Below are 20,195 nucleotides of genomic sequence, written 5' to 3'. Positions count from 1 at the left end.
AACTGCAGAAAGGTGAGATCAAGATCGAATACCAGATGGTCAGAGCGCGACCGGACGGAACCGTGGAAGTCTCTGATTTGGTACTCGACCAGAGCGCTCTAGAATTGAAGTAACAAACCTTACGATCAAGCGCACGAATGTCTATACTAGGAGAATTATGAACGATTTCGCACGGCTGGACGCCGACCAACTACGTCCAATAATCGAGGCTTTTCGAGCACTAAAATGGCCTGCTACGAGAGCGGATATAAAGTCGGCAACCGAAAGGCTTCATTGGGAGATTACTTCAGACCGCAAAAAAGGCATTGATCTGCTTGCTGCGCTGCCCCTGAGTGATAACCGGGTCAACGTGCTCTTGAGCGATGAATGCGTTCTAAAAGTCGACATCCCAGTCTCAGACAGAGTACGAAACATAGATAACGATCTGCAACCTGATCTGAGGTCAAGCTTCCGCGCGATCGTTGACGACGTCAACGTCATCCTCGACGGCGGAAAGACGAAGACTCCTGGTATGCGTCAATATCACTGGGACTTCGACGATTCAAGCCGCCTCGCAGTACAGAATATTGGTGCAAAGATCATTCTTCAAGTCTTGTCACCACGCTGGGCGAATGTTGAGCGCGAAGAGGAGCGCCAGGGGCTTGATCCGTCACGTCCGTTCGATGACCATCAAGAGTCCGACATCTAAATTACCAACATGGCAGCTTTCGAGCGGTTATTGAGGGGCAACCGAGCAAGATTGTCCAAGTCATTGTTCACAATGTGCGATAATTGAAAGTGTGATCATAACGACAACACATGTTATTTCACTGAATGGCGCTTTTGATATGGAGTTCCCAAACGACCTATTTGTTGAGGAGGTTATTTGGATGCCACATATAAAATCGACGGCAAACCTGGCGGCGACAATTTCCCAAACCCCGTACCAAATATCGATTAGGGAACTGTCATGAACAACGAGACTAGTTTCGAACGGCTATCGGAGATCCAAGACGAGATTCTGAGCTTCAGCATGGAGCAGGTCGGCGATAAAGTCGACAAATTCTATGTGCAAGGTAAGATCACGGACGACAGTCGTGGAAATGTCACAAGCGTCCAGGGTAACATCAGGACTGTCATTGTCGGCGGTCGCGTCCTCGACGTCTCTGCCGTCCTGGATGACACCGGATTCTATGAAAATGTCGCTTTCGTCAGGCCGCGAACCACGGAGCTGCACGACATCCTCCGTACCGTTCAGGGTAAATCCCCAGTGCGGTTTCGCTGGGCGGTGGACACCAAAGCGGGCACTGTTGAGAGTGATTGGACATACTACGACGATCTCTCTGACGAGGAGAAGAAGGACGATTTCTGGAGGTTCTCGAAGGGTGACAACGCTTGGACGGCGCAGCTTGAGGCTGAGCTAGCCGGCGAGTAAAACCAAGAGGATTTTGCGTCTGATTGTGAAGTGTCAGCGGGAGACGTGGATCGAATACGAGATCAACGGGAACACATCTACGGCAAGGATTTCGAATCCTTTTTGAGAAGAGGAGGACAATACGGAATTTTCGATTTATACGGCTAAAGATGGGACGTATGAGGAGTTTTGTGCCGGATATGACCCCGCTACCATGCCGTTCGACGCAACTGGTGGCGTAGATGGGTTCCTCGGGCTGGCTGTGGTGAATAAGGATCCTCGGGCGCGGTTGGCGATCGCGAATCGTCTGCTCGATGATGGCGCGGATCCCAGTCTGGTGAGCACGAGCGGTGATCGTATCAATGTGTTGCATGTGTTGTGGGGTCGCGCGCGGGAGCGTGACCCTGAAGCGGAAGCGGCGCTGATCGCGCGGTTGTTGGACGGCGGGGCGGACATTAATCTGCGCTCACCCAGGTTCGGCCTTCCACTGACGATGCTTCTTACGAATATTTCTGCGAAGCCCGAATATTTGCGGGCCGTGTTTGCTGCGGTCACGGCGCACTCTCGACCTGACTTGACAGCGCACGTCGATCGGCGGCGTCAGGCCAGCGTGGGGCAGTATCTTGCGGATAACATGTTTGGTTTCATGCGTGATGAGGTTCGCGCGTATGCTGCGGCGACCGGGCAAGATATCGACGTGATCTCATGAGACGGGAGCAGAGTATGGAGATTATTCCTCAGGCAGGGGCCTGTCTGATGACGATGAACGCGTGGGAGGGCCGCGCTCCAGTGCGGTGGATGCTGCGCGAGCCCTCGAACGCACCAGTCGACAACGGCTGGCGCATCATGAGCGCGGCGGACAGCAGCGAATACCTCGCCGACTCGGACAACTGGCGCATCACCGATTTCAACGATGCCTGCGAGATCGAGCCCGCTCTGATCGGCATCTACGACCTACCGGTCGGAAGCGATCTGCAAATCGTCATCGACGAGCACGGCACACGCATCGTCGACACGCCGACCGGTCGAGAACTGACACCCGAGAGGATGTATGTCCCACCAGGCCACCGACGCTGACCTTCTTCCGCGAGCCCACCGAAGCGGGTACGGTCCACAACGGTTCTTGTCCCCATCGCGGTGTTGACGACCATGCTGTGTGCTGGCGTCGTCCTAGGGCGGATGCGTCGAAACGGCCTGCGCCGGACCGCGTTCCTGGCTTCTGCGGTGTTCGTTGTGCCCCGGGTAGCACGTCGCGCGGTCGGCTTCTGTTCGTCAGGGTGACCGCGCGTCGGAATGATCGTGAGAGAGCGCGCTCACTGAGCGGGCCGTCAGGCAGCGGGGACCAGGCGGGTGAGCCGTGCGGTCAGCCACTCGACCGGGCCGAGGCCGATGAAGCGCCACCAGAGCAGGCCCGCGCCCCAGACTCCGAAGACCAGGACGAGGGCTGCGAGTGGAGTGTCGGCCGTGTACCCGAGTTCAGCGGCGGCGAAGGCGGCGACCACTGCCACCTGGAGCACGTAGACCGAGAGCGCGATGGTGCCCACCGCCTGCACCGGCACCAGCGTCCGGTCGACGACGGCCGAACGCCAGGAGGTCAGTAGCGCCACCGCGACGTACGCGATGAGCACGAGCCCGATGTCGCGCAGCGTGTCCGGCAGACCTCCCGGCACGAAGTCGGCTCCGCTCACGCGCTCGACCAGCTCACGCACCGGGTAAGCGACGGCGGCGATGACCGCGAGCAGCGCCAGCCACCGGTCGCGGCGGAGTCGGTGCCGCAGCAGCAGGGCCCCGAGGAGGAAGAAGGGGAGCAGGCTGGTCACCTGGTAGTTCGGCCCGGTGAACAGCCAGAGCGTCACCAGATCGGCGGGCCCCGGCGGGTACGGCCGCACCGGCCCACCGGCTGCCAGCACCGCGGCATTCAGTGGGCCGGCGACGAGGGCCAGCACGGCGGCAAGCCCGGCGAGCACGCGGGGTGGGAGCAGCAGCAGCGGGGTGCCGATCGCGAGCAGGAGGCCGAGGTATTGCAGTACGACCGCGATCCAACTGCCCCAACTGTCGAGCCACAGGCCGAGCGCGACGAGCACCGCACCGCGGATCAGGTTCTGCAGGATCATGCGGCCAGCACCAGCGCGTCGCCGGGCGAGCACCAGCGCCGCCGACATTCCCATCACCAGCGCGAACAGTGGCGACGCCAGATCGTTGATGTTCCACGCGATGAAGCCGATGGGCCCCGCCCGTGCACTCGGCACGAGCGGCATCGCGTGCGCGATCAGCATGGCGATAACGGCGACACCCCGAAGCACGTCGAGCGCGATCAGCCGATCCGTGCGCAGTCGCGGAGCGGAGACTGTCATCTCCCGAGGCTAGCCCGCACCGCGCCCACCGTCTCCCTCCCAGCGACGAACCCGATCGACTCGTCGCAAACGGCTGTCACCACAGTCGCGCGACGACCATTCGCGACGAGTCGACCGCGAGTGGGGGGCGAGTGGAGGACGCGAGTGGGGGAGTGGTCACACCTGCGCGGTTCCGCTGTCGTCGGGATCGGCGTCGGAGGCGATGTCCGTGTCCGTCTCGTCGGCCCGATCGCGCAGCGCGTCGGCCATCGCTCCCGCGCCCTCGTCGCCGTGGTCGTGCTCGACCTGCTCGATGAGTCCGCTCAGCTTCTCGTCATTGCTCGCATCGTCGCTTCCGGCCATGACCGGCTCGTCCTGTTCGCTGTCGCTCATCTGATTGCCTCCTGGGGGATGTCCGGCACTGGTGCCGGAGCCTCGGACGCTACCCATTCACAGCGCGGCAGTACAGGAGATTGACGTGGCGGGACTTCTGCAATATGCAATGATCAGCAGGCTTAGCGGAGCTGAGCGGATATCGCCTCCGCCGTCCTTCGCGGCTGTCTTCGGCGGCACCGTGATGTCTTTCTCCGTGATGAACATCATGTCTTCTTCGCCTGCTATGCTCGGGCGACTTCTGCACCCGCAGAAGGATGGTCGATCTCGGCGGACGATCGATCATCCACACGCCTGTTATCAACATCACCAGTGAAGGCGCGTAATGGCTTCATACTTGTTCGTCAGCTCCGGGGGCGGTCATCTCAAGGAGATGTTCGCTCTCTCGGGACTTCTCGGAGTGGACCCGGCGGATCAGCACTGGGCGACCGTGGACAGCGCGCTCAGCCGCACCCTGCTGAGCGAGCGCCGCGTCACCCATCTGACCGACGCTCCGCCCCGAGCCGTCGTGCCGATGCTCCGTAACGGGGCGCTCGCGCGCTCGCTCCTGGCCCGCGGATCGTTCGACGCAGTGTTCAGCACCGGTGCCAGTCCGGCACTCTCCTTCCTCCCGCTGGCGGCGACCCGGGGCATCCCGGCCCACTACATCGAGAGCGCTGCGCGCGTGCTCGGTCCGTCGGTGACAGGTCGTTTCTTGGCCAAGGTTCCGGCCGTGGCGACCTACACCCAGTACAGCTCGTGGGCCGATGACCGCTGGCGTTTCGGCGGCTCGATCTTCGACACGTACGGGGTGGAGGAGGCTGCCCCGCGCCCCATCCGCCGGGCCGTCGTCTCCGTCGGCACGCAGGACGGCTACCCGTTCCCGCGCTTCTTCGCCGCGCTGGCTCCGCTCCTCGAGGGCGTCGAGGTGCTGTGGCAGACCGGAGCGAACGACGTCTCGCAGATTGGCATCACGGGCCGGCACTCGGTCCCCCATGACGAGCTCAACGCGGCGATGGCGGCGGCCGACATCGTGATCGCGCACGGCGGAGTCGGTACCGCGCTCAGTGCCATCGAGCAGGGCCACGTGCCGGTGCTCATTCCACGCCGGGCTGCCTTCGGCGAGCATGTCGATGATCACCAGGTGCAGATCGTGACTCGTCTCGCCGACTCCGGTCTCGCGGTGAACGTCGATATCGAGAGCCTCTCCCGCGAGACGCTCGACCGTGCCGCCGCTCGCCGAGTGGTGTCTTCCGACAGTGCTACTCCTTTCGTTCTGCAGACGCCGACCGAGAAGTCAGCGGCGCGATCTCGGCGTCGATTCATCACGTTGCGGTGAGTGCGAAGCGGCGATCGGATGTGATCAAGACGTCATCTGAACGTCATCTGCGGCCCGTACACTTTCGATGGGGTTGGGGGCCGGACGTGACTTCTCGTGCGTCGATATTCGTTGATATCGGAAGAGCCGACCAGCTCGGAACTGATGATGAAAGCTCCGAAGGAATCTCGATATGACTGATACGACACTTGGCTTGTCGCGCCGTTCTCTCCTTGCCGCTTCTGCGGCCGGAGTCGCCGCGACAGCCCTTGTCGCAACTCCCGCGAACGCCGCTCGGAGCTACTCCGTGATCCCCCGACTGCCCGGCGAAGTCTCGCGCACCGACACCGCGATTTCGCGTGTCGGCAAGAAGCCCTACGAGATCATCGACGTGAAGATCGGCTCTGATCCCACCCGCCTCTTCGTCCCGCACACCGCGGTGCCAAACAAGGGCCTCTCGGTGCCGGTCGTGTGGTACTACCACGCCAGCGGGAGCAGCTACACGGCCCTCTCCGGTGCCTACCAGTACTCGGCGGACCAGCTCGTCGACCAGGGGATCATCAGTATCTGCCCGAACTACGGCGGCTCCAGCACCTACACCAATTCCGTCGCGCTCACCGCGCAGGTCGCCGCGGTGGCGTGGGTGATGGGCCTCTGGACAGTGCGGGCCAGCTTGCTCCGCTCGAACTCGGGCGGCGGCGCGCTGCTCTGCTGGGCGTACGCGAACCGGATGCTCCCCAATATCTCCGGCGCGTACCACGCCAGCGGCGTCTACGACGTCGAGGACATCGACGCGCGCGATCCCGATGGCGTGCTCGCGGTCTACGGCGGTGACCGCAACGCTCTGCGCGCGGGCAATCCGTCGCGTCTGCCGCAGTCGGTTTGGGCGGGCTCCCGCTTGCGCATCACTGCCGGCTCGGCCGACACTCTCGTCCCGGCCGAGTTTCACGGCGGACGCCTGCGCCGCCTCGCTCTGCCCGTCGCGCGGGAGACGACCATCGCCTACCACAGCGGAGACGGCGGGAAGAACGGCCACATTGTGCCCAGCTTCACCAACGACGACATGCTGCGAACCTTCCAGCGCTGGCTGCGGGAAGGTGCGGCCTGATCGACGTCGGGACCGGGGGCTCTCCTCTGACGGGGCCCGCGATCTCCTCCCGCGACAGACGAGGCCATTGCGCCTGCCGTAAGCACCTCCCGCCTCCTCCCACCCGCCTCTCCTCCCCATGCCAGAAGGACCCCACCACGTGATCGATCTCCTCCCGCGGCGGCTCGTCGTCGTCTCGCTGCTCGCGGTCGCCGTGGTGATTGTGGCCGGCATGGGCTACATCTTCACGAGCCGGGCGCCCAGCGCCGGCGTCCAGGTGGTCGCCCTCGGCATCGGTGGCATCATCGGCGCGTTCGTCCTCCTCCGCGTGCCGGTGCACTGGCTGCCGGCGATGGCGCTGGCGTTCTTCGCGGTCGTCCCCACGCCGCTCACCCCCTCCAGCTTCACGTTCCGGATGACGCTGTGGGGGGTCGTCCTGATCGTCTGGGTGGCGCGCCGCGCGCTCACCCCTGAACTCTGGCGCGCGCCGATCCGCGACTGGATGCGCGAGCTGGTGCTCACGCCCTGGCGCGCCATCGCGATCCTCGCCTTCGCCGCTTTCCTCGTCTGGGCGGCGGTCGCGACGGTCCGCGGCTCCTTCGCCTCTGCCGGAATCTCGTGGATGTTCAGCGTCGCGATCTGCGTGGGGCTGCCGATGCTCGTCTTCGACGCCCAGCGCGAGGCTGTGCTGTTGCGCCGGACCTGGGTCGTTCTCTCGGGCCTGCTTGCCCTTTACGCCTGCCTCGAGCTGGTGGCGCAGAGTTCTCCCCTCATCGGCGCTGTCTACGGGGCGCTCGGCGTCGAGCAAGACCAGCACTGGTCGCTGTACCGCGCCGAGATCACGTTCGGTCATCCGCTGCTCGCGGGCACCTTCCTCACCGTCGGCGCCGCGCTCGCCTTCGGGGCCTGGCTTCAAGGCTCGCGTCGCTCTGACCTGCTGCTCGGGATTCTCGCCTCGGCCGGTGTCGTCGCCACCGTTTCGCGCGGTCCGATGGCGGCCGTCGCCGTCGCGGTTGTCGTCGCGCTCGTCGCGGTCAGCGTCATGAATCCCGACCGCTCGCTGCTGCGGCCCGGCTCCATCCTGGTTGCGGGTCTGATCGCTGGCGTCGGCGTGCTCAACTTCGAGCCCGTCACCGCCCGCAACAACAACCTCGACGCCTCCATCTCGGCCGGCGCCCGCGACCTCGCGGTGACCGTGGCCATCAAGGCCGCCCAGCTCTCGAACTGGCTGGGCTCCGGAGCGGCAACCTCGGGCATCAGCGGCCGCAATTTCTCGGACGTGGTCATCGAGAACTCGTTCCTGCAACTGCTGATCAGCGTCGGCATCCCGGGGCTGCTGTTCTTCGTCATCCTGGTTGTCGCGCTGTTCGGCAGTTCCCTCAGCCGCCGCGACGTCGCCCCCGCGGCCGGGCTGCTCGGTTTTCTCATCTGCCTCGCGGGCTACAACGCGATCGACGCGGTCCGTCCGAGCCACCTGCTCCTGGGCTTCTTAATCATCATCTGCCTCAACCCGGTGCACGTCCCCGACTTCTCCAGGGGCATCCGGATGCGCCAGCCGCTCGGTGCCCGGATCTTCGACGCGCCGATGGCGGCCGGGATGCGGAGCGAGCGATGAGCCGCCGCTCCAGAAAGCCGGACTCCGCCGTCGACCTCGTCGTGCAGCAGTCGCTCGCACCGCCGGACTCGACCACGCAGTACGTCGACTCGATCGTCGACGGTCTCGCGCCCGGCGTCGAGCTGCTGTTCTTCTCGTGGCGCAGCGCCCTGCTCGCCCGCTACGACGTGCTGCACGTGCACTGGCCTGAGCTGATGATCCGCGGACGCAGCCCGCTGCACCGGTTCCTCCGCCGTCGCGCGCTCGACGTGCTGCTGGTGCGCCTAGCACTCCAGCGCATCCCGCTCGTGCGCACGGTGCACAACCTTGAGCCGCACGAGCGCGGGCCCGCGGCCGAGCGCCGCTCACTCGCCCGGATCGATCGCGCCACCGACCTGTTCATCCGCCTCAACCCCACGACGGTCACTCCCGGAGCCACGCCTGCGGTGACCGTGCTGCACGGCCACTACCGCGATCAGTTCGCGGAGCATCCGCTGCCCGAGAGCGAGCCTGGCCGACTGCTGTACTTCGGCATCATCCGCCCCTACAAGGGCGTGGTGGAGCTGATGGACGTGTTCCGTGGAGCGCACGACGACTCCCTCTCGCTGCACGTCGTCGGCAGCCCGAGCGCGGGCCAGCGTGAGCTGGTCGAGGAGCGGGCCGCCCGCGACTTTCGCGTGCACACGACACTCCGCCGCGTCGACGACGCCGAGATGGTGGACGAGATCGGTCGGGCCGAGCTGGTCGTCCTGCCGTATCGCGAGATGCACAATTCCGGATCGATCCTGGTCGCGCTCTCGCTGGGCCGCCCGATCCTGGTGCCGCGCACGCCCACGAACACGGCGTTGGCCGAGGAGGTCGGCAGCGACTGGGTGCTCGAGTACGACGGCGACCTCACTCCCGAGCGGGTCACCTCCGCCCTGGAGCGCATCCGTACCCACCCGCCCGAGGGGCTCCCCGCCCTCTCCGGGCGCGACTGGGATGTGCTCGGCCGCGAACTCAAGCGGGCCTACGAGGGCGCGATCGCCACCAAGAAGGGCTCAACCCGATGACCGCGGCACCCCAGAAGACCAGCCCGAGCCTCGGCCGCTCGGCGAGCCGAGGCGCGGCCGTCACGATCGGCGGTCAGGCGATCCGCATCGCCGTCCAGCTCGGCAGCATCGTGATCCTGGCGCGCCTGCTCGCTCCCGCCGACTACGGTCTGCTCGCGATGGTCACCGCGATCATCGGCATCGGCGAGATCTTCCGCGACTTCGGCCTCTCCTCCGCCGCCATCCAGGCGAAGGAAATCACCCCGGGCCAAAAGAGCAACCTGTTCTGGATGAACGCGGGCATCGGCCTCACGCTGACCCTCCTCGTGATCGCCGCCTCCTGGCCCATCGCGGCCCTCTACGGCGACGACCGGCTCCAGCTGCTGACCGTCGCGCTCTCCTCGACGTTCCTCCTCAATGGGATTTCGACGCAGTTCCGCGCAGATCTTGCGCGGCACCTCCGCTTCGTCAAGCTCACCCTGGTCGACATCGTCGGCCAGGTACTGGGCCTGGTCGTCGGCGTGCTGCTGGCACTCGGTGGCGCGGGCTACTGGGCGCTGGCTGCGAGCCAGGTCGTGCAGCCGTTCATCGGTGTGGTGCTGCTGCTCGTGATCACCGGCTGGATGCCCGGTCGCTACCGCCGCGGCGAGGCGATGGGGCACTTCCTCCGCTACGGAGGCGGAGTCTTCGCCACCCAGGCGCTCACCTACGCGAGCAAGAACGTCGACTCCGTCATCATCGGTGCGCGCTTCGGCCCGGTCGACCTCGGTCTCTACAACCGCGCGTTCCAGTTGATGATGCTGCCGCTGCAACAGCTCAACGCACCGGCGCAACGCGTGGCCCTACCCGTGCTCTCGAAGCTTCAGGATGAGCGCGAACGCTTCCGCACGTTCATCCTCTTCGGCCAGTCGGCGATGCTGACAGTGATGGGCCTGGTGCTCGCGGTTCTCGGCTCGCAGTCCGACGCGGTCATCCGCATCCTGCTGGGGGAGCGCTGGCTCGCCTCGGTGCCGATCTTCCAGATCCTGCTCGTCGCCGGCTTCTTCCAGGCCACGGCGTACTGCTCCTGGTGGGTGTTCCTCGCGAAGGGCCTGGTGCGCCAGAGCGTCTGGTACAGCCTGGCGACCCGCCCGTTGATGGTCGTGCTGATCCTGGTCGGCTCGAACGGCGGAGTCATGGGCGTCGCCGTCGCCTACGCCGCCTCGCTCGCGCTCACCTGGCCGATCGCGCTGATCTGGATCGGCCGCTCCTCCGATGCCCCGGTGCGCGAAATGTTCACCAACGGACTGCGCAGTCTGATCGTCTTCGGCTCGATCACGGTCGGCTCCTCTTTCTCCACCGTCGCCCTCCCCGCCGAGCAGCCGGTCCTGCGCCTGGTCGTCGGCGGCGCCGTCGTGCTCGCCGGCATGGGGCTCTGGATGCTGATCCTCCCGTCCTTCCGCCGCCAGATCCTCGGCCTCTCCGACCTCCGTCGCCACTTCCGCCGCAGCCGCCCGGCTGCGGCACCCGTCCCGGCCACGGCCGATGCCACGAGCCCGACCGGCGACAGCGCCCTGGTCGACGGCGCCGTCACGGCAGGCCTCCCTGACTCCGAGCGGCCGCACGCCGCCGTTCCCCCCACCGAAAGAGACCGATGAAACTCAAGCTCGGCGTCGTGAAGTCCTGGAAAAAGGACTTTGTTACGACGACCCGCCTGCCTGCCCGCCGTGATGCGGCGGTGCTCCGCGCGACCCTCGCGACCCTCCGCCCTCAACCTGACTCGCACCTCGTGCTCGCCGCCCCCGGCGACGGCAACATCGGCGACCAGGCGATGCTGGAGGCGTTCCTCGAGAACACCACCGGCCCCGTCGTGGTCATCGAGCGCTACGCCGGCGACGTCGTCATCCCCGAGGAGCAGGCTGACCGCGTCGAGGTCGTTCAGCTCCCGCACCTGGTGTACGGAGTGGGAGACGAGCACGTCGCCGACCTCCGCCGCTACGCCGCCCTGATCCGTCGCGCTCGCTCCGTGTCGGTCGTCGGCGCCGACATGATGGACGGTAAGTACAGCCTCCGCGGGTCTGTCCGTCGCTCCCTGCTCGCGCAGGCGGCCGCCGAGGCCGGAGTGCCCACGCGCATCCTCGGCTTTAGTTGGAACGCGTCGGCCCGCCTTGCCGCTCGCCGCGCCCTCGTCGCCGCCTCCCGCGCCGGAGTCGTACCGCTGCTGCGCGACCCGCTGTCGGCCGAGCGCGCCCGCCGCGCCGGAGTGCAGCGCGTCGAGGAGGTCACGGACATCGTCTTCTCGGCTCGCGCCCGCGACGGTGCCTTCCGCGAGTCACTCGCTCTACCGGCTGGCGTCCCCTTCGCCCTCGTCAATGCGAGCGCCCTGGTCGCCACGATGGTCGACCAGGTGCCCGAATACGAGCGGATTGTCGACCGCCTCCGCGCCGCCGGGGTGCACGTGGTTCTCCTCCCGCACGTCTCCCGCCCGATCGGTGACGACAAGATCGCCGTGCGCGCGGTCGCCGAGCGTGTCGGAACCGAGGGCGTCACCGTGGTCGACCGCGTGCTCATGCCCGCCGAGATCCGGGGACTCGCCGAGGATGCCCTGCTCACCGTTACCGGCCGGATGCACCTCGCGATCATGTCGCTCTCTCTCGGCGTCCCCGCGATCACCCTGGCCACCCAGGGCAAGGTCGAGGGCATCATGCGCCTGATCGGCTTGCCGCAGCTCTGCGTCGAGCCGGCCCCCGGCTTCGCCGACCGTGTCCTCCCGGTGATCGACCGCATCCTCGCGGAGCCGGGCGTCCGCACCACCATCGATAACGCTCTGCCCGAGGTCCGCCGGCTCTCGGCGTTCAATACCCGCGGCCTCGGTGCGGAGGTCGTGCGATGAGCGCGGCCGAAGAGAAGGGACCGCGCATGCGGATCATGTTCGTCGTCACGTCGCTACACGGCGGCGGGGCCGAGTTCGTCGCCCGCACCTGGATGGGCTGGCTCCTCGAGCAGGGCCACCACGTCGATGTCGTCACCACCTCGAGGAAGAGCACCGACGAGTACCTGCCAGAGGGCGCCGTGCTGCACCGCATCGGTGAGGGCACCGGTCACGTCGGCAAGGCGAAGCTGCTCAAGGAGCTGTTCCGCCGCCGCACACCCGACGTCGCGGTTGCCCTCCAGGGCTACCCGAACATCGTGCTGCTCGCCTCCGCCGAGATGACGGCCCGCGCTGACCGCCCGAAGACCATCGTGAGCGAGCGCAACCTCGTCTCGCTGGGCATCCCGGGCTTCTCCCGGACGCAGAAGGTGCAGCTCGCGCTCGCCAAGAAGCTCTATCGCCGCGCCGACCACGTCATCGCTATCTCGCATCCCGTCGCGGGCGAACTCGTCGCCGGCTTCGGCGTCGCGGGTGAGCGCTGCACGGTCGTGCCCAACCCCGCGACCGCCAAGGTCGACCGCTCGCGCCAGGTCTCGCGCACCCCCGGCACCGCCGCGGGCCTCCAGATCGTGTTGCCCTGTCGCCTCGTCGTGCAGAAGCGGCCAGAACTCGCGATCCTCGCGGCCGAGGAGCTGGAGCGCCGCGGCATCTCCGCGCGCGTCGTCTCGTTCGGCGGCGGTCCGCTGCTCGAGAAGTTGCGCGCCGAGGCAACCGCCCGCGGCGTCGACTTCGAGGACAAGGGCTGGGTCGAGGACTGGTTCCACCACTTTGACGAGAACGCCGTCGTCCTGCTCCCGTCGCTGCGCGAGGGCTTCGGCAACGTTCTGGTCGAGGCCGCCGCGGCCGGCGTTCCCTCGGTCGCCGTCTCGGGAGCGCTGGGAGTCGCGGATGCGATCGTCCCCGGCCTCACCGGAGAACTCGCGCTGACTCCCTCCGCCTCCGACCTCGCCGACGCGCTGATCCGCGCGAGCGACCTCGAGATCACCGGCATCGACCGCTGGCTCGACCGCTTCTCACTCGCCTCAAGCGGCCGAGATCTCGAGACCGTGCTGCGCCGGGTGGTGGAGAAATGACCCTCGTCTCAGTGGTGCTTCCCGTGCACCAAGAGGAGGCGCACCTCGCGGGCGCGCTCGAACAACTGCTGCGGCAGACCCACTCCGAACTCGAAATCCTCGTCGTCGATGACGCGTCGACCGATGGCACCGCGTCGATCGGCCGGGCGTTCGCCGAGCAGCACGAGCGGATCCACTACCTCCGCCAGGAGGAGAACCAGGGTGTCGCCGCGGCCCGCGAGCGCGCCGTCCGTGCCGCCACCGGCGAGTGGATCTGGATGGTCGACGCCGACGACGAGTGGCCGAAGAACGCGGTCGAGATCCTGGTGGCCGCGGGCACGCGCGCCGACGTGGTCGTCGCCCAGGCGACCACCGTCGATGCAAGCACCATCGACGAGAGCGGAGCCACACTCGTCGGCTCCCTCCGCGGGCCGCTCACGCTGTCGGGGCGCGGCGCGTTCACGGCACTGCTCGTCGGCGAGCTGACCGGGCACCTCTGGAACAAGCTGTTCCGTCGCGAACTCTTCGCCACCATCGACTTCACGCGGATCCGCCAGCACTCGGACCAGGCGCAGGTCGCCCAGCTACTGGCTGCCGCCGACGAGGTCGTGGTGATCCCCTACTTCGTCTACGAGTACCACCTCCGTTCGGGGTCAATCATTCGCTCGGGAGCCAAGCGGGCCGACTCGCTCGCCGCTCTCGCCGCGGTGATCGAGCGCACCGCTCGTGATCTCGACCCCCGCATCCTCAGCTCGCCGGATTACGCCTACTATCAGGCGCGCTTCTCGCTCCTCTCCCGTTTCAAGGACGCCACGTCCGGGGCGCACTCCGCCGAGGACGAGAGTCGGCTGTGGCGGGCAGCGCGCGGTGAGGCCGGGCTGCGGCATCTTGCCGCCCTCGCCCGTCGGCGGGATGCGAAGCGCTCTGCGCTCTTCGGCCTGGCTTATGCGGCTCCGGCGCTCTATCGCGTCGCTCTCACGGCGGGTCGTGGACGCCGATGACCGCGCGAGTGCTCGAAGAGGAAAGTGTCACGTCTTCCGCTTTTTCCGGATATCCCTCACCTCTGGCTGGAATAGGCGGAGAGGACCGTACACCTTTAGTCTTATCCGGCGGTTGCCGTGAGCGATCGCGTCCACGTCCTTCTCTGAGTCTTGTTCATCGCGAACTCGATGTACGAGTGGTCCGGTACGGCGCAAGGGGGAGAGTATGAAGCTGCTGAAGCCGACGGGCGGGGCGCGACGGGAATGGGTTGACTTCGCCAAGGGCGTGGCCATCCTGATGGTCGTCTACTACCACACGTCGTTGTACCTCGGCGATATCGGAGTCGAGAACACTCTCGGGCGCATCAAGATCGTCTTCGAGCTCTTCCCGATGCCGCTCTTCTTCCTGGTCTCCGGGCTCTTCGGCTCCCGCATCACGACGTGGAGCTTCCGCGACCTCTGGCGCCGGCGACTCTATCCGCTGCTCTGGCTCTACGTCGTCTGGTCCGTGCTGCGCATGGTCTTCTACCTGGTCGTGCCGCTGGCGAACGGTGGACTCGGCGAACTCCCCGCGACCGATCCGCTCAACCTACTCTTGCTCTTCTTCTGGCCCAGCAGCAGTTACTGGTTCATCTACGGGCTCTTCCTCTTCACCCTCGGCGCGTGGCTCCTGCGTCACGTCGATCACCGTGTGCAGGTAGCCCTCTCCGCGGTTGTGGGCACGCTGTTCACCACCGGGCTCATCAACACGACCAATGTGGGCTGGAACCGCATCGGCGCCCTCTTTGTCTTCTACCTGGTTGGCACTCTCTATTCGAAGCGGATCATCGACTTCGTGGAGCAGAAGGGGGCCCGCGCGTTCCTCTACGTCACTCCGGTGTTCGTGCTGCTGAGCGCTGTCCTCTTCCTCTTCCCGGTGCGCTGGGTGCCGTTCCTCGGTCTCGCTGCGCAAATGGCCGCGGTCGCGATGGGAATTCTGGTCTCTCGGGCGCTCTCGCGCCTGCGCTTCCTCAGTTTCTTCACTATCTGCGGAGAGCGAAGCCTGCACATCTACCTGCTGCACCTCTACGTCATCGTCGTCTGCATCACGCTCCTGCGCGTGATTCTTCCGGAAGACCGTACGGTGATCGGCGGCTTTGAGATCCCGCTGCTGCTGGTCGTCATGGCGCTGGCGGTGATCGTGTCGCTGGTCATCACGCGCTACCTCTCGAAGATTCGCTGGATTTACGTGCCGCCCGCCGCGCTCGGCGGCCCCGGGGCGAAAAAGCGCAAGCCCGTGCCGGTTCCGGCGCGAGGAGCGGGCGTCGTGTCCGATCCTGCTGCCGTCCCGGCAGATGAGCCGGGCACCTCACCCAGTTACGAGCAGAAGTCAGCCGGTCGCGAACAGAAGGCGGAGTCCCACGAGTGAAGTCGACACGAGCACGCAGAGCCGGAGTCCTGGCGGCGGTCGTGGCCGTCGCCCTCGGTCTCGCCGGTTGCACCCCGACGCCCAAGCCCGTCCGCACCCCCGACGGTTTCACGACGCAGAAGGCGATCGAATACCGCTCGGTCGACGGCGTCTCGTTGAAGGCCGACGCCTGCCTCCCCACCGAGGGAGAGGGTGAGCGGCCCGCGCTGCTGATGCTGCACGGCGGCGGCTTCGTCGACGGCGCCCGCAACGAGGGCGGCATGACCGAGCTCTGCGAGTACTACGCCAAGCGCGGCTTCGTCTCCGTCACCATCGACTACCGCTTGCTCCAGCAGAGCCGCTACCCGGGCCAGATCGAGGACGCGCAGGCCGCCGTCGAGTGGCTGCGCGACCCCGCGCAGGTCGAGCGTTTCGGCCTCGACCCCGCCCGCATCGGCGTGATGGGCAGCTCCGCCGGGGCGATCATCGGAGCCACGCTGGGCACGCTCGGTGAGGGCTCGCTCACCGAGGGCACACGGGTCAAGACGGTCGTCGCCTTCTCGGCGGTCGCCGACATGACCGAGGCCGGGATGTCGCTCGGCACCCCGCGGCCCGAGGCGAAGGAGCAGATCCTCGCCTACCTCGGCTGCAAGGACATCGACATCTCGACCTGCCCGCAGAGCGTCGAGGCCTCGCCCATCAGCTCCGTCGACCCGACCGACGCCCCGCAGATCTGGCTCACCTCCGAGGACGAGCTTGTCCCGGTCGAGCAGGCCGACGCGATGCAGGTCGCGCTCCAGGACTCCGGAGTGGAGTCCGACGTGGGCGTGGACGGCTCCGGGCATCACGGCCTGCAGAACAACACGCCGAACAACAAGAAGGCGATCCTCGCCTTCCTGCAGGCAAACCTCTGATCCCTCGGGTCCGCGCTTCTGCCGAACCCGGATGACTTCTCACGACGCTGCACTCACACACTCCGCACCCCGGTGCAGATGACGAAAGGGACCACTGACATCATGACCTTGAACGGACTGTTCGCCGGGATCGGCCGGAGGTGGGTCGTCATCGTCGCCTTCGCTCTGCTTGGCGCCGTCGCGGCACTGGTACTCAACTCCCTCCTGCTACCGCAGTACAAGGCGGATGCGCGCGTGTACGTCGCGGTCTCCTCGACAGGAGTGCTCTCCACGGCAGACCGGGTGGCCGCGAACAGCGCCGCCGCGCAGGCCACGGTGACGTTCGTCGCCCTCGGCACCTCCGACACCGTCCTCCAGGGCGTGATCGACGGCCTCGGCCTCGACGAGACTGTCGAGGACTTCGCCAAGCGCGTCTCCGTCCTCTCCGAGCCGGAGTCGGTAGTCATCACCATCTCGGCGACCGATCCCGTGCCCGAGCAGGCCGCGACCATCGCCAACGCGGTCGCCGCGCAACTCGACGCGTCCGTGCAGGCCACCGACCCCACCACCACCGCGACCGGCGTCGCCGTGCCGCAGATCCAACTCGAGGTGCTCAGCCAGGCGATCCCGCCGAAGCTGCCCGTCACCGGTGGCCTGCTGGTGCTGCTCGCGCTCGGCATTCTCGGCGGCGCGGTGGTGGGAGTCGGCGTGGCGATCGTCCTCACGGCTCTCGATCGCCGACTCCGCAGCGGCGACGACGTCCGCACCTCCCTCGAGCGCCCGCTGCTCGGCATCGTCCCGGCCAAGACCGCGAAGCTCGACGAAATGCTCAACTCGACCGACATCCCGGCTCGCTACTCGGCCGTGGCCTTCGAGCTTTCGGCTATTGCGCGTGCCCGTTCGTTCTCGTCCTTCGCGGTCGCTCCTGCCTCCGCGAACACCCCGCACACGGCCAGCGCTGTGCTGCTTGCGAAGGCGCTGGCCGTCCTCGGTTCGTCGGTCATTCTCGTGGACGGCACCGCCGAGGGCTCCGCACTCGCGTCCGCCTCGGCCGGCCGTCCCGGCCTGCGCGAGGTCCTCACCGGAGCCGCGTCGCTCGACGAGGCGATCATCAGGCGCCCGACCGACCGCGTCGACCTGCTGCCCGCGGGCGGTGCCCGGGGCGGCACTCCGATGGGCCCTGACCCGCTGCGCTCGCTGGTGCAGGAACTCGAGAAGGTCTACGACATCGTCCTGATCATCACCGGGACCCTCGGCGCGACCGAGCAGTCCGTCGCCTTCCGCGGAGTGGCCGATGGCGCCGTCCTCGTCCTCATCGAGGGCAAGGTCGACTCCCCGCAGGCTGCTGCCGACGTGCACTGGATCGAGACGGCCGGCACCCCGGTCGTCGGCGCGCTCCTGCTGGCGCGCCACAAGCTGCAGAAGGCGCCCGCGATCGTGTGACGCGGCGCGCGTCCGCCGTACCCCGTCGTGCTCGTGCGCGTTGTCCTGCTCGCGTGCGATGTGCAGGCTCGTGTGCGATGTGCAGGCTCGTGTGCGATTAGCAGGGGATCGGCTCAGCTCAGGGCGTCGCACGCGCCGGATCGCGCTCTTCCGCGCGGATCCCCTGCACATCGCACCGAAAGCCAAGACGAAACGGCCCCTGCCCGGGCTGCTGCGTCACGTTTGCAGGACTGGGTGCGATGTGCCGGGAAATCGCCTCGGTCTGGACGTCGGACGCGCAAGAACGCGCTCTCCCGGGCGGAACTCCTGCACATCGCACGGAGGTCCAGACGCGACTCCCAGGGGCAAACGCAGAATCGTCGCCGTAGTAGTCGGCGGCCGACCGGGCGGATGCTCGCGGGCCGCCTCACGGCGTGCAGTCCACGTTTCCGATTGTGTCCTTCGGAGTTCAAGCAGCTCGTGGTGCTCCATCCCCACCCGGCACGGCACAAGGCGCGCGTAAAAGCCTCCGCCAACGTCGCGAGGAGGAGGATTCTCGGCGTCATCTTCGCACCTATCCGTCTGTCCCCGGCTAGGGAGCGACGATTGCGACGAGGAGGGGCACCGCTGCGAGGCACACTCCGTTGACGATCAGGAGCGGACGTGCCCGGTGCGGTTTCGCGTACGCTGCCGCTCCCAACGCCGCAGAAAGCAGGGGCAGGAAGATGATCGAGACGCGGGAGAGGGTGAGGAAGGTCGTGATTCCGCAGGAAGTCCGCAATTCAGCGAGCTGCTCTGAGAGCGGAAAGACCATGAAGAATGCGAGCGAGGCCATCGATGCTGCTCCGGCTACCAGCGAGAGAACGAAGAGAACCTGAATTAAATAGTAGCTGGGCGGTGTGAAGCTACGTACCGAGAAGTACCAGAGCAGTGCTGCGCAGGCCGAGAACAGCGACGTTGCCACGAGGTCAACTCCCACGCCATCGGTGAGAACGGACCCGCATTTTTGCCAGCGCTGAACGGTACCAACGAGAAGGAGGCTGCTCCACCCCCATCCGGCGAGGCACACGGCCCAGAGCAGGATCTGCACCGATACCGTCACTGCGGGATGGCGGGCCGACGTCATCGCCGGGTCCATCGCTTCGCGGCGTCGAGGGCGTCAGCGAATCCATCAGCTACATCCTGAAGCTCAGCGGCACGTACGGAAGCGGTCGGGTTGTATTGTTCTGCTTCGGCGCCTGGCGCGCGTTCTTTTAGGAACTCAGAGCGAGCGAACTCTGTAATCCACTGGTCAGTGAATGTGTTCTTCGCTGCGGTCACGACCTTTGCTCTCGATCCGCCAAAGCGCAAAGCAACAAATTGTTTCGCCAGCCAACCCGGGTCGTCCTCGATATTCACCGAATGCTCTCTGACAATATCGTCGAGAGCTCGGCTACGGTCAGACTCGAGAGTTTTAGCGATCAAATATGCAGACATGTCTGCGCGAAGATCTGCCTCGCCAAAATGGTTCGTGGAACCTACTCCGCAGTTCTCCGCAAACCACTGTCGAGCAGTTTTCTCCAAGCGGCCTTTCGCAGCGACTCGTGCCCGTTCGTAATCGTTCCAAAGCGTTACTAAATCGAGTGACCAAGATGCTAGATCGCCGACTGTAACCGAATCCGAATTTTCCGGGAGATCATTGCCTTCTCCGCGGATCATGTAAGCTCTGGTGGACACCGCCCAGTGGTCAATCTTACCGAACCGCGACCATAATGACGCATCTGGTTGTGGGAAATCGGTTGTGTCATTCAGCATTTTCAAGAAAGCGTCCTGCGCCTTGATTGCGAACGACGCCTTTCCCGAATCCGCGAGGCCAATTCTCGCCGCTGGATCTGGCGCTAATCCTTCCGCCCAAGCGATGCCGGTCTTACCGCCATTGTACCAAAACCGCGGCTTTTGCAGCTTTGTCAGGACGAAGTGATTGACGTCATACTCGGTTGTCAGCCCGTTCAGCGAATATCTCGCGCAGTACTGCATCCGAGCGATCCGACCATAGAAAAGGTCATCGTAGCCTGCAGGGTTATTAGCCTTAGTCGATGCGTCGTACGTGTACTTCTGAGGCACGCGAGAAACGGCAGATTGGGCGGAGTCGCGCCCAGAATAGATGTCTTTATCGATACCGATCGCTCCATCTCCTGAACCGACGGTGTATTCTTTGATCTGATCGAATGCCCAATTCGTCGGGAGGCGGAAGCCAAGGTTTCCACTGTAACCAGTGGACATGCCGCTTACGAAGCTGAAAGTCGCATAGTTCTTGCTGGAGACAATAGAGCATGTGTTGCGAGCGCCGTAGACGCCAAGGCGATACTGAGAGCGTTATTCATAAGGTCTGATTCGGGTGTGTCGCTCAGAGGCATCGGCTTCCCGTTTGAGAGAATAGAAG

19 protein-coding genes and 1 pseudogene are annotated in these 20,195 nt (G+C 65.7%); 15 read left to right on the top strand and 5 right to left on the bottom strand.

Features of this window, described 5'->3' with window-relative positions; genetic code table 11:
* The first annotated feature begins 157 nt into the window (after positions 1-157).
* From HRF29_RS14370 to HRF29_RS14355, 4 genes are all read left to right on the top strand, one after another.
* Complete coding sequence (locus HRF29_RS14370) at positions 158-688, top strand: DUF6301 family protein (RefSeq protein ID WP_173249536.1); 531 nt, start codon at positions 158-160, stop codon at positions 686-688.
* A gap of 261 nt (positions 689-949) precedes the next feature.
* Positions 950-1,414: a hypothetical protein gene (locus HRF29_RS14365; RefSeq protein ID WP_173249535.1), complete on the top strand. Its 465-nt coding sequence runs from the start codon at positions 950-952 to the stop codon at positions 1,412-1,414.
* A gap of 193 nt (positions 1,415-1,607) precedes the next feature.
* Positions 1,608-2,102 (top strand): hypothetical protein, encoded by a 495-nt coding sequence (locus HRF29_RS14360; protein ID WP_173249534.1) that lies wholly within the window; start codon positions 1,608-1,610, stop codon positions 2,100-2,102.
* 47 nt (positions 2,103-2,149) lie between these two features.
* A complete protein-coding gene (locus tag HRF29_RS14355) occupies positions 2,150-2,470 on the top strand; it encodes an immunity protein Imm33 domain-containing protein (protein WP_246227134.1) in 321 nt (106 codons plus the stop codon).
* 251 nt (positions 2,471-2,721) lie between these two features.
* Here HRF29_RS14355 and HRF29_RS14350 read toward each other — a convergent pair whose 3' ends face one another.
* The 3 genes from HRF29_RS14350 to HRF29_RS14340 all read right to left on the bottom strand — a co-directional run bounded on the left by HRF29_RS14350 (position 2,722) and on the right by HRF29_RS14340 (position 4,329).
* A complete protein-coding gene (locus HRF29_RS14350; protein ID WP_173249532.1) occupies positions 2,722-3,747 on the bottom strand; it encodes a DUF418 domain-containing protein in 1,026 nt (341 codons plus the stop codon).
* A 156-nt stretch (positions 3,748-3,903) separates the two neighbouring features.
* Positions 3,904-4,119 carry a hypothetical protein gene (locus HRF29_RS14345; RefSeq protein WP_173249531.1) on the bottom strand — a complete coding sequence of 72 codons (216 nt, stop codon included), beginning with the start codon at positions 4,117-4,119 and terminating at the stop codon, positions 3,904-3,906.
* Between the two features lie 57 nt (positions 4,120-4,176).
* Positions 4,177-4,329, bottom strand: a complete 153-nt coding sequence (locus tag HRF29_RS14340) for a hypothetical protein (RefSeq protein ID WP_173249530.1) — start codon at positions 4,327-4,329, stop codon at positions 4,177-4,179.
* A gap of 115 nt (positions 4,330-4,444) precedes the next feature.
* Between HRF29_RS14340 and HRF29_RS14335 the strand changes: the two genes are divergently transcribed.
* The 11 genes from HRF29_RS14335 (at position 4,445) to HRF29_RS14285 (ending at position 17,794) form a co-directional block, all read left to right on the top strand.
* Entirely contained in the window at positions 4,445-5,437 is a 993-nt protein-coding gene (locus HRF29_RS14335) for a glycosyltransferase (RefSeq protein WP_173249529.1), read from the top strand.
* Positions 5,438-5,609: 172 nt separating this feature from the next.
* On the top strand, positions 5,610-6,524 hold the full coding sequence (locus HRF29_RS14330) for a hypothetical protein (RefSeq protein WP_173249528.1): 915 nt from the start codon (positions 5,610-5,612) through the stop codon (positions 6,522-6,524).
* Between the two features lie 139 nt (positions 6,525-6,663).
* Positions 6,664-8,118, top strand: coding sequence for an O-antigen ligase family protein (locus HRF29_RS14325; RefSeq protein WP_173249527.1), 1,455 nt, complete (start codon positions 6,664-6,666; stop codon positions 8,116-8,118).
* Positions 8,115-9,149 carry a glycosyltransferase gene (locus HRF29_RS14320; RefSeq protein ID WP_173249526.1) on the top strand — a complete coding sequence of 345 codons (1,035 nt, stop codon included), beginning with the start codon at positions 8,115-8,117 and terminating at the stop codon, positions 9,147-9,149. The genes HRF29_RS14325 and HRF29_RS14320 overlap by 4 nt, the downstream gene beginning before the upstream one ends.
* Positions 9,146-10,765, top strand: a complete 1,620-nt coding sequence (locus HRF29_RS14315; RefSeq protein ID WP_173249525.1) for a lipopolysaccharide biosynthesis protein — start codon at positions 9,146-9,148, stop codon at positions 10,763-10,765. Before HRF29_RS14320 ends, HRF29_RS14315 begins: the two co-directional genes overlap by 4 nt.
* Positions 10,762-12,000 (top strand): polysaccharide pyruvyl transferase family protein, encoded by a 1,239-nt coding sequence (locus HRF29_RS14310; RefSeq protein WP_173249524.1) that lies wholly within the window; start codon positions 10,762-10,764, stop codon positions 11,998-12,000. The genes HRF29_RS14315 and HRF29_RS14310 overlap by 4 nt, the downstream gene beginning before the upstream one ends.
* Positions 11,997-13,112, top strand: coding sequence for a glycosyltransferase (locus HRF29_RS14305; protein WP_173249523.1), 1,116 nt, complete (start codon positions 11,997-11,999; stop codon positions 13,110-13,112). Before HRF29_RS14310 ends, HRF29_RS14305 begins: the two co-directional genes overlap by 4 nt.
* Positions 13,109-14,092, top strand: coding sequence for a glycosyltransferase family 2 protein (locus HRF29_RS14300; RefSeq protein ID WP_173249522.1), 984 nt, complete (start codon positions 13,109-13,111; stop codon positions 14,090-14,092). Before HRF29_RS14305 ends, HRF29_RS14300 begins: the two co-directional genes overlap by 4 nt.
* A gap of 205 nt (positions 14,093-14,297) precedes the next feature.
* Complete coding sequence (locus tag HRF29_RS14295; protein ID WP_173249521.1) at positions 14,298-15,479, top strand: acyltransferase family protein; 1,182 nt, start codon at positions 14,298-14,300, stop codon at positions 15,477-15,479.
* Positions 15,476-16,372: an alpha/beta hydrolase fold domain-containing protein gene (locus tag HRF29_RS14290; protein ID WP_173249520.1), complete on the top strand. Its 897-nt coding sequence runs from the start codon at positions 15,476-15,478 to the stop codon at positions 16,370-16,372. Before HRF29_RS14295 ends, HRF29_RS14290 begins: the two co-directional genes overlap by 4 nt.
* Before the next feature lie 102 nt (positions 16,373-16,474).
* Entirely contained in the window at positions 16,475-17,794 is a 1,320-nt protein-coding gene (locus HRF29_RS14285) for a Wzz/FepE/Etk N-terminal domain-containing protein (protein ID WP_173249519.1), read from the top strand.
* 571 nt (positions 17,795-18,365) lie between these two features.
* Here HRF29_RS14285 and HRF29_RS14280 read toward each other — a convergent pair.
* Both HRF29_RS14280 and HRF29_RS14275 read right to left on the bottom strand, forming a co-directional pair.
* Positions 18,366-18,899, bottom strand: a complete 534-nt coding sequence (locus tag HRF29_RS14280; RefSeq protein WP_173249518.1) for a hypothetical protein — start codon at positions 18,897-18,899, stop codon at positions 18,366-18,368.
* Positions 18,896-20,113: pseudogene (locus HRF29_RS14275) on the bottom strand (glycoside hydrolase domain-containing protein); the annotation flags it as partial. The pseudogene HRF29_RS14275 and the gene HRF29_RS14280, both read right to left, overlap by 4 nt.
* Positions 20,114-20,195 lie beyond the last annotated feature (82 nt).

Origin of the sequence: Rathayibacter agropyri (assembly GCF_013249015.1) — a bacterium.
In the GTDB taxonomy this organism is placed as follows: domain Bacteria; phylum Actinomycetota; class Actinomycetes; order Actinomycetales; family Microbacteriaceae; genus Rathayibacter; species Rathayibacter agropyri.
Note: the sequence above shows the minus strand (reverse complement) of the source record. Positions and strands in the feature narration are given on the sequence as shown.

What these genes read in the sequence shown, in the direction of transcription:
- HRF29_RS14335 (WP_173249529.1), top strand. Translation starts at nt 4,445, where the DNA reads ATGGCTTCATACTTGTTCGTCAGCTCCGGGGGCGGTCATCTCAAGGAG.
- HRF29_RS14305 (WP_173249523.1), top strand. Translation starts at nt 11,997, where the DNA reads ATGAGCGCGGCCGAAGAGAAGGGACCGCGCATGCGGATCATGTTCGTC.
- HRF29_RS14320 (WP_173249526.1), top strand. Translation starts at nt 8,115, where the DNA reads ATGAGCCGCCGCTCCAGAAAGCCGGACTCCGCCGTCGACCTCGTCGTG.
- HRF29_RS14360 (WP_173249534.1), top strand. Translation starts at nt 1,608, where the DNA reads ATGCCGTTCGACGCAACTGGTGGCGTAGATGGGTTCCTCGGGCTGGCT.
- HRF29_RS14295 (WP_173249521.1), top strand. Translation starts at nt 14,298, where the DNA reads ATGAAGCTGCTGAAGCCGACGGGCGGGGCGCGACGGGAATGGGTTGAC.
- HRF29_RS14315 (WP_173249525.1), top strand. Translation starts at nt 9,146, where the DNA reads ATGACCGCGGCACCCCAGAAGACCAGCCCGAGCCTCGGCCGCTCGGCG.
- HRF29_RS14350 (WP_173249532.1), bottom strand. Translation starts at nt 3,747, where the DNA reads ATGACAGTCTCCGCTCCGCGACTGCGCACGGATCGGCTGATCGCGCTC.
- HRF29_RS14340 (WP_173249530.1), bottom strand. Translation starts at nt 4,329, where the DNA reads ATGATGTTCATCACGGAGAAAGACATCACGGTGCCGCCGAAGACAGCC.
- HRF29_RS14280 (WP_173249518.1), bottom strand. Translation starts at nt 18,899, where the DNA reads ATGACGTCGGCCCGCCATCCCGCAGTGACGGTATCGGTGCAGATCCTG.
- HRF29_RS14355 (WP_246227134.1), top strand. Translation starts at nt 2,150, where the DNA reads ATGACGATGAACGCGTGGGAGGGCCGCGCTCCAGTGCGGTGGATGCTG.
- HRF29_RS14365 (WP_173249535.1), top strand. Translation starts at nt 950, where the DNA reads ATGAACAACGAGACTAGTTTCGAACGGCTATCGGAGATCCAAGACGAG.
- HRF29_RS14300 (WP_173249522.1), top strand. Translation starts at nt 13,109, where the DNA reads ATGACCCTCGTCTCAGTGGTGCTTCCCGTGCACCAAGAGGAGGCGCAC.
- HRF29_RS14370 (WP_173249536.1), top strand. Translation starts at nt 158, where the DNA reads ATGAACGATTTCGCACGGCTGGACGCCGACCAACTACGTCCAATAATC.
- HRF29_RS14345 (WP_173249531.1), bottom strand. Translation starts at nt 4,119, where the DNA reads ATGAGCGACAGCGAACAGGACGAGCCGGTCATGGCCGGAAGCGACGAT.
- HRF29_RS14285 (WP_173249519.1), top strand. Translation starts at nt 16,475, where the DNA reads ATGACCTTGAACGGACTGTTCGCCGGGATCGGCCGGAGGTGGGTCGTC.
- HRF29_RS14330 (WP_173249528.1), top strand. Translation starts at nt 5,610, where the DNA reads ATGACTGATACGACACTTGGCTTGTCGCGCCGTTCTCTCCTTGCCGCT.
- HRF29_RS14310 (WP_173249524.1), top strand. Translation starts at nt 10,762, where the DNA reads ATGAAACTCAAGCTCGGCGTCGTGAAGTCCTGGAAAAAGGACTTTGTT.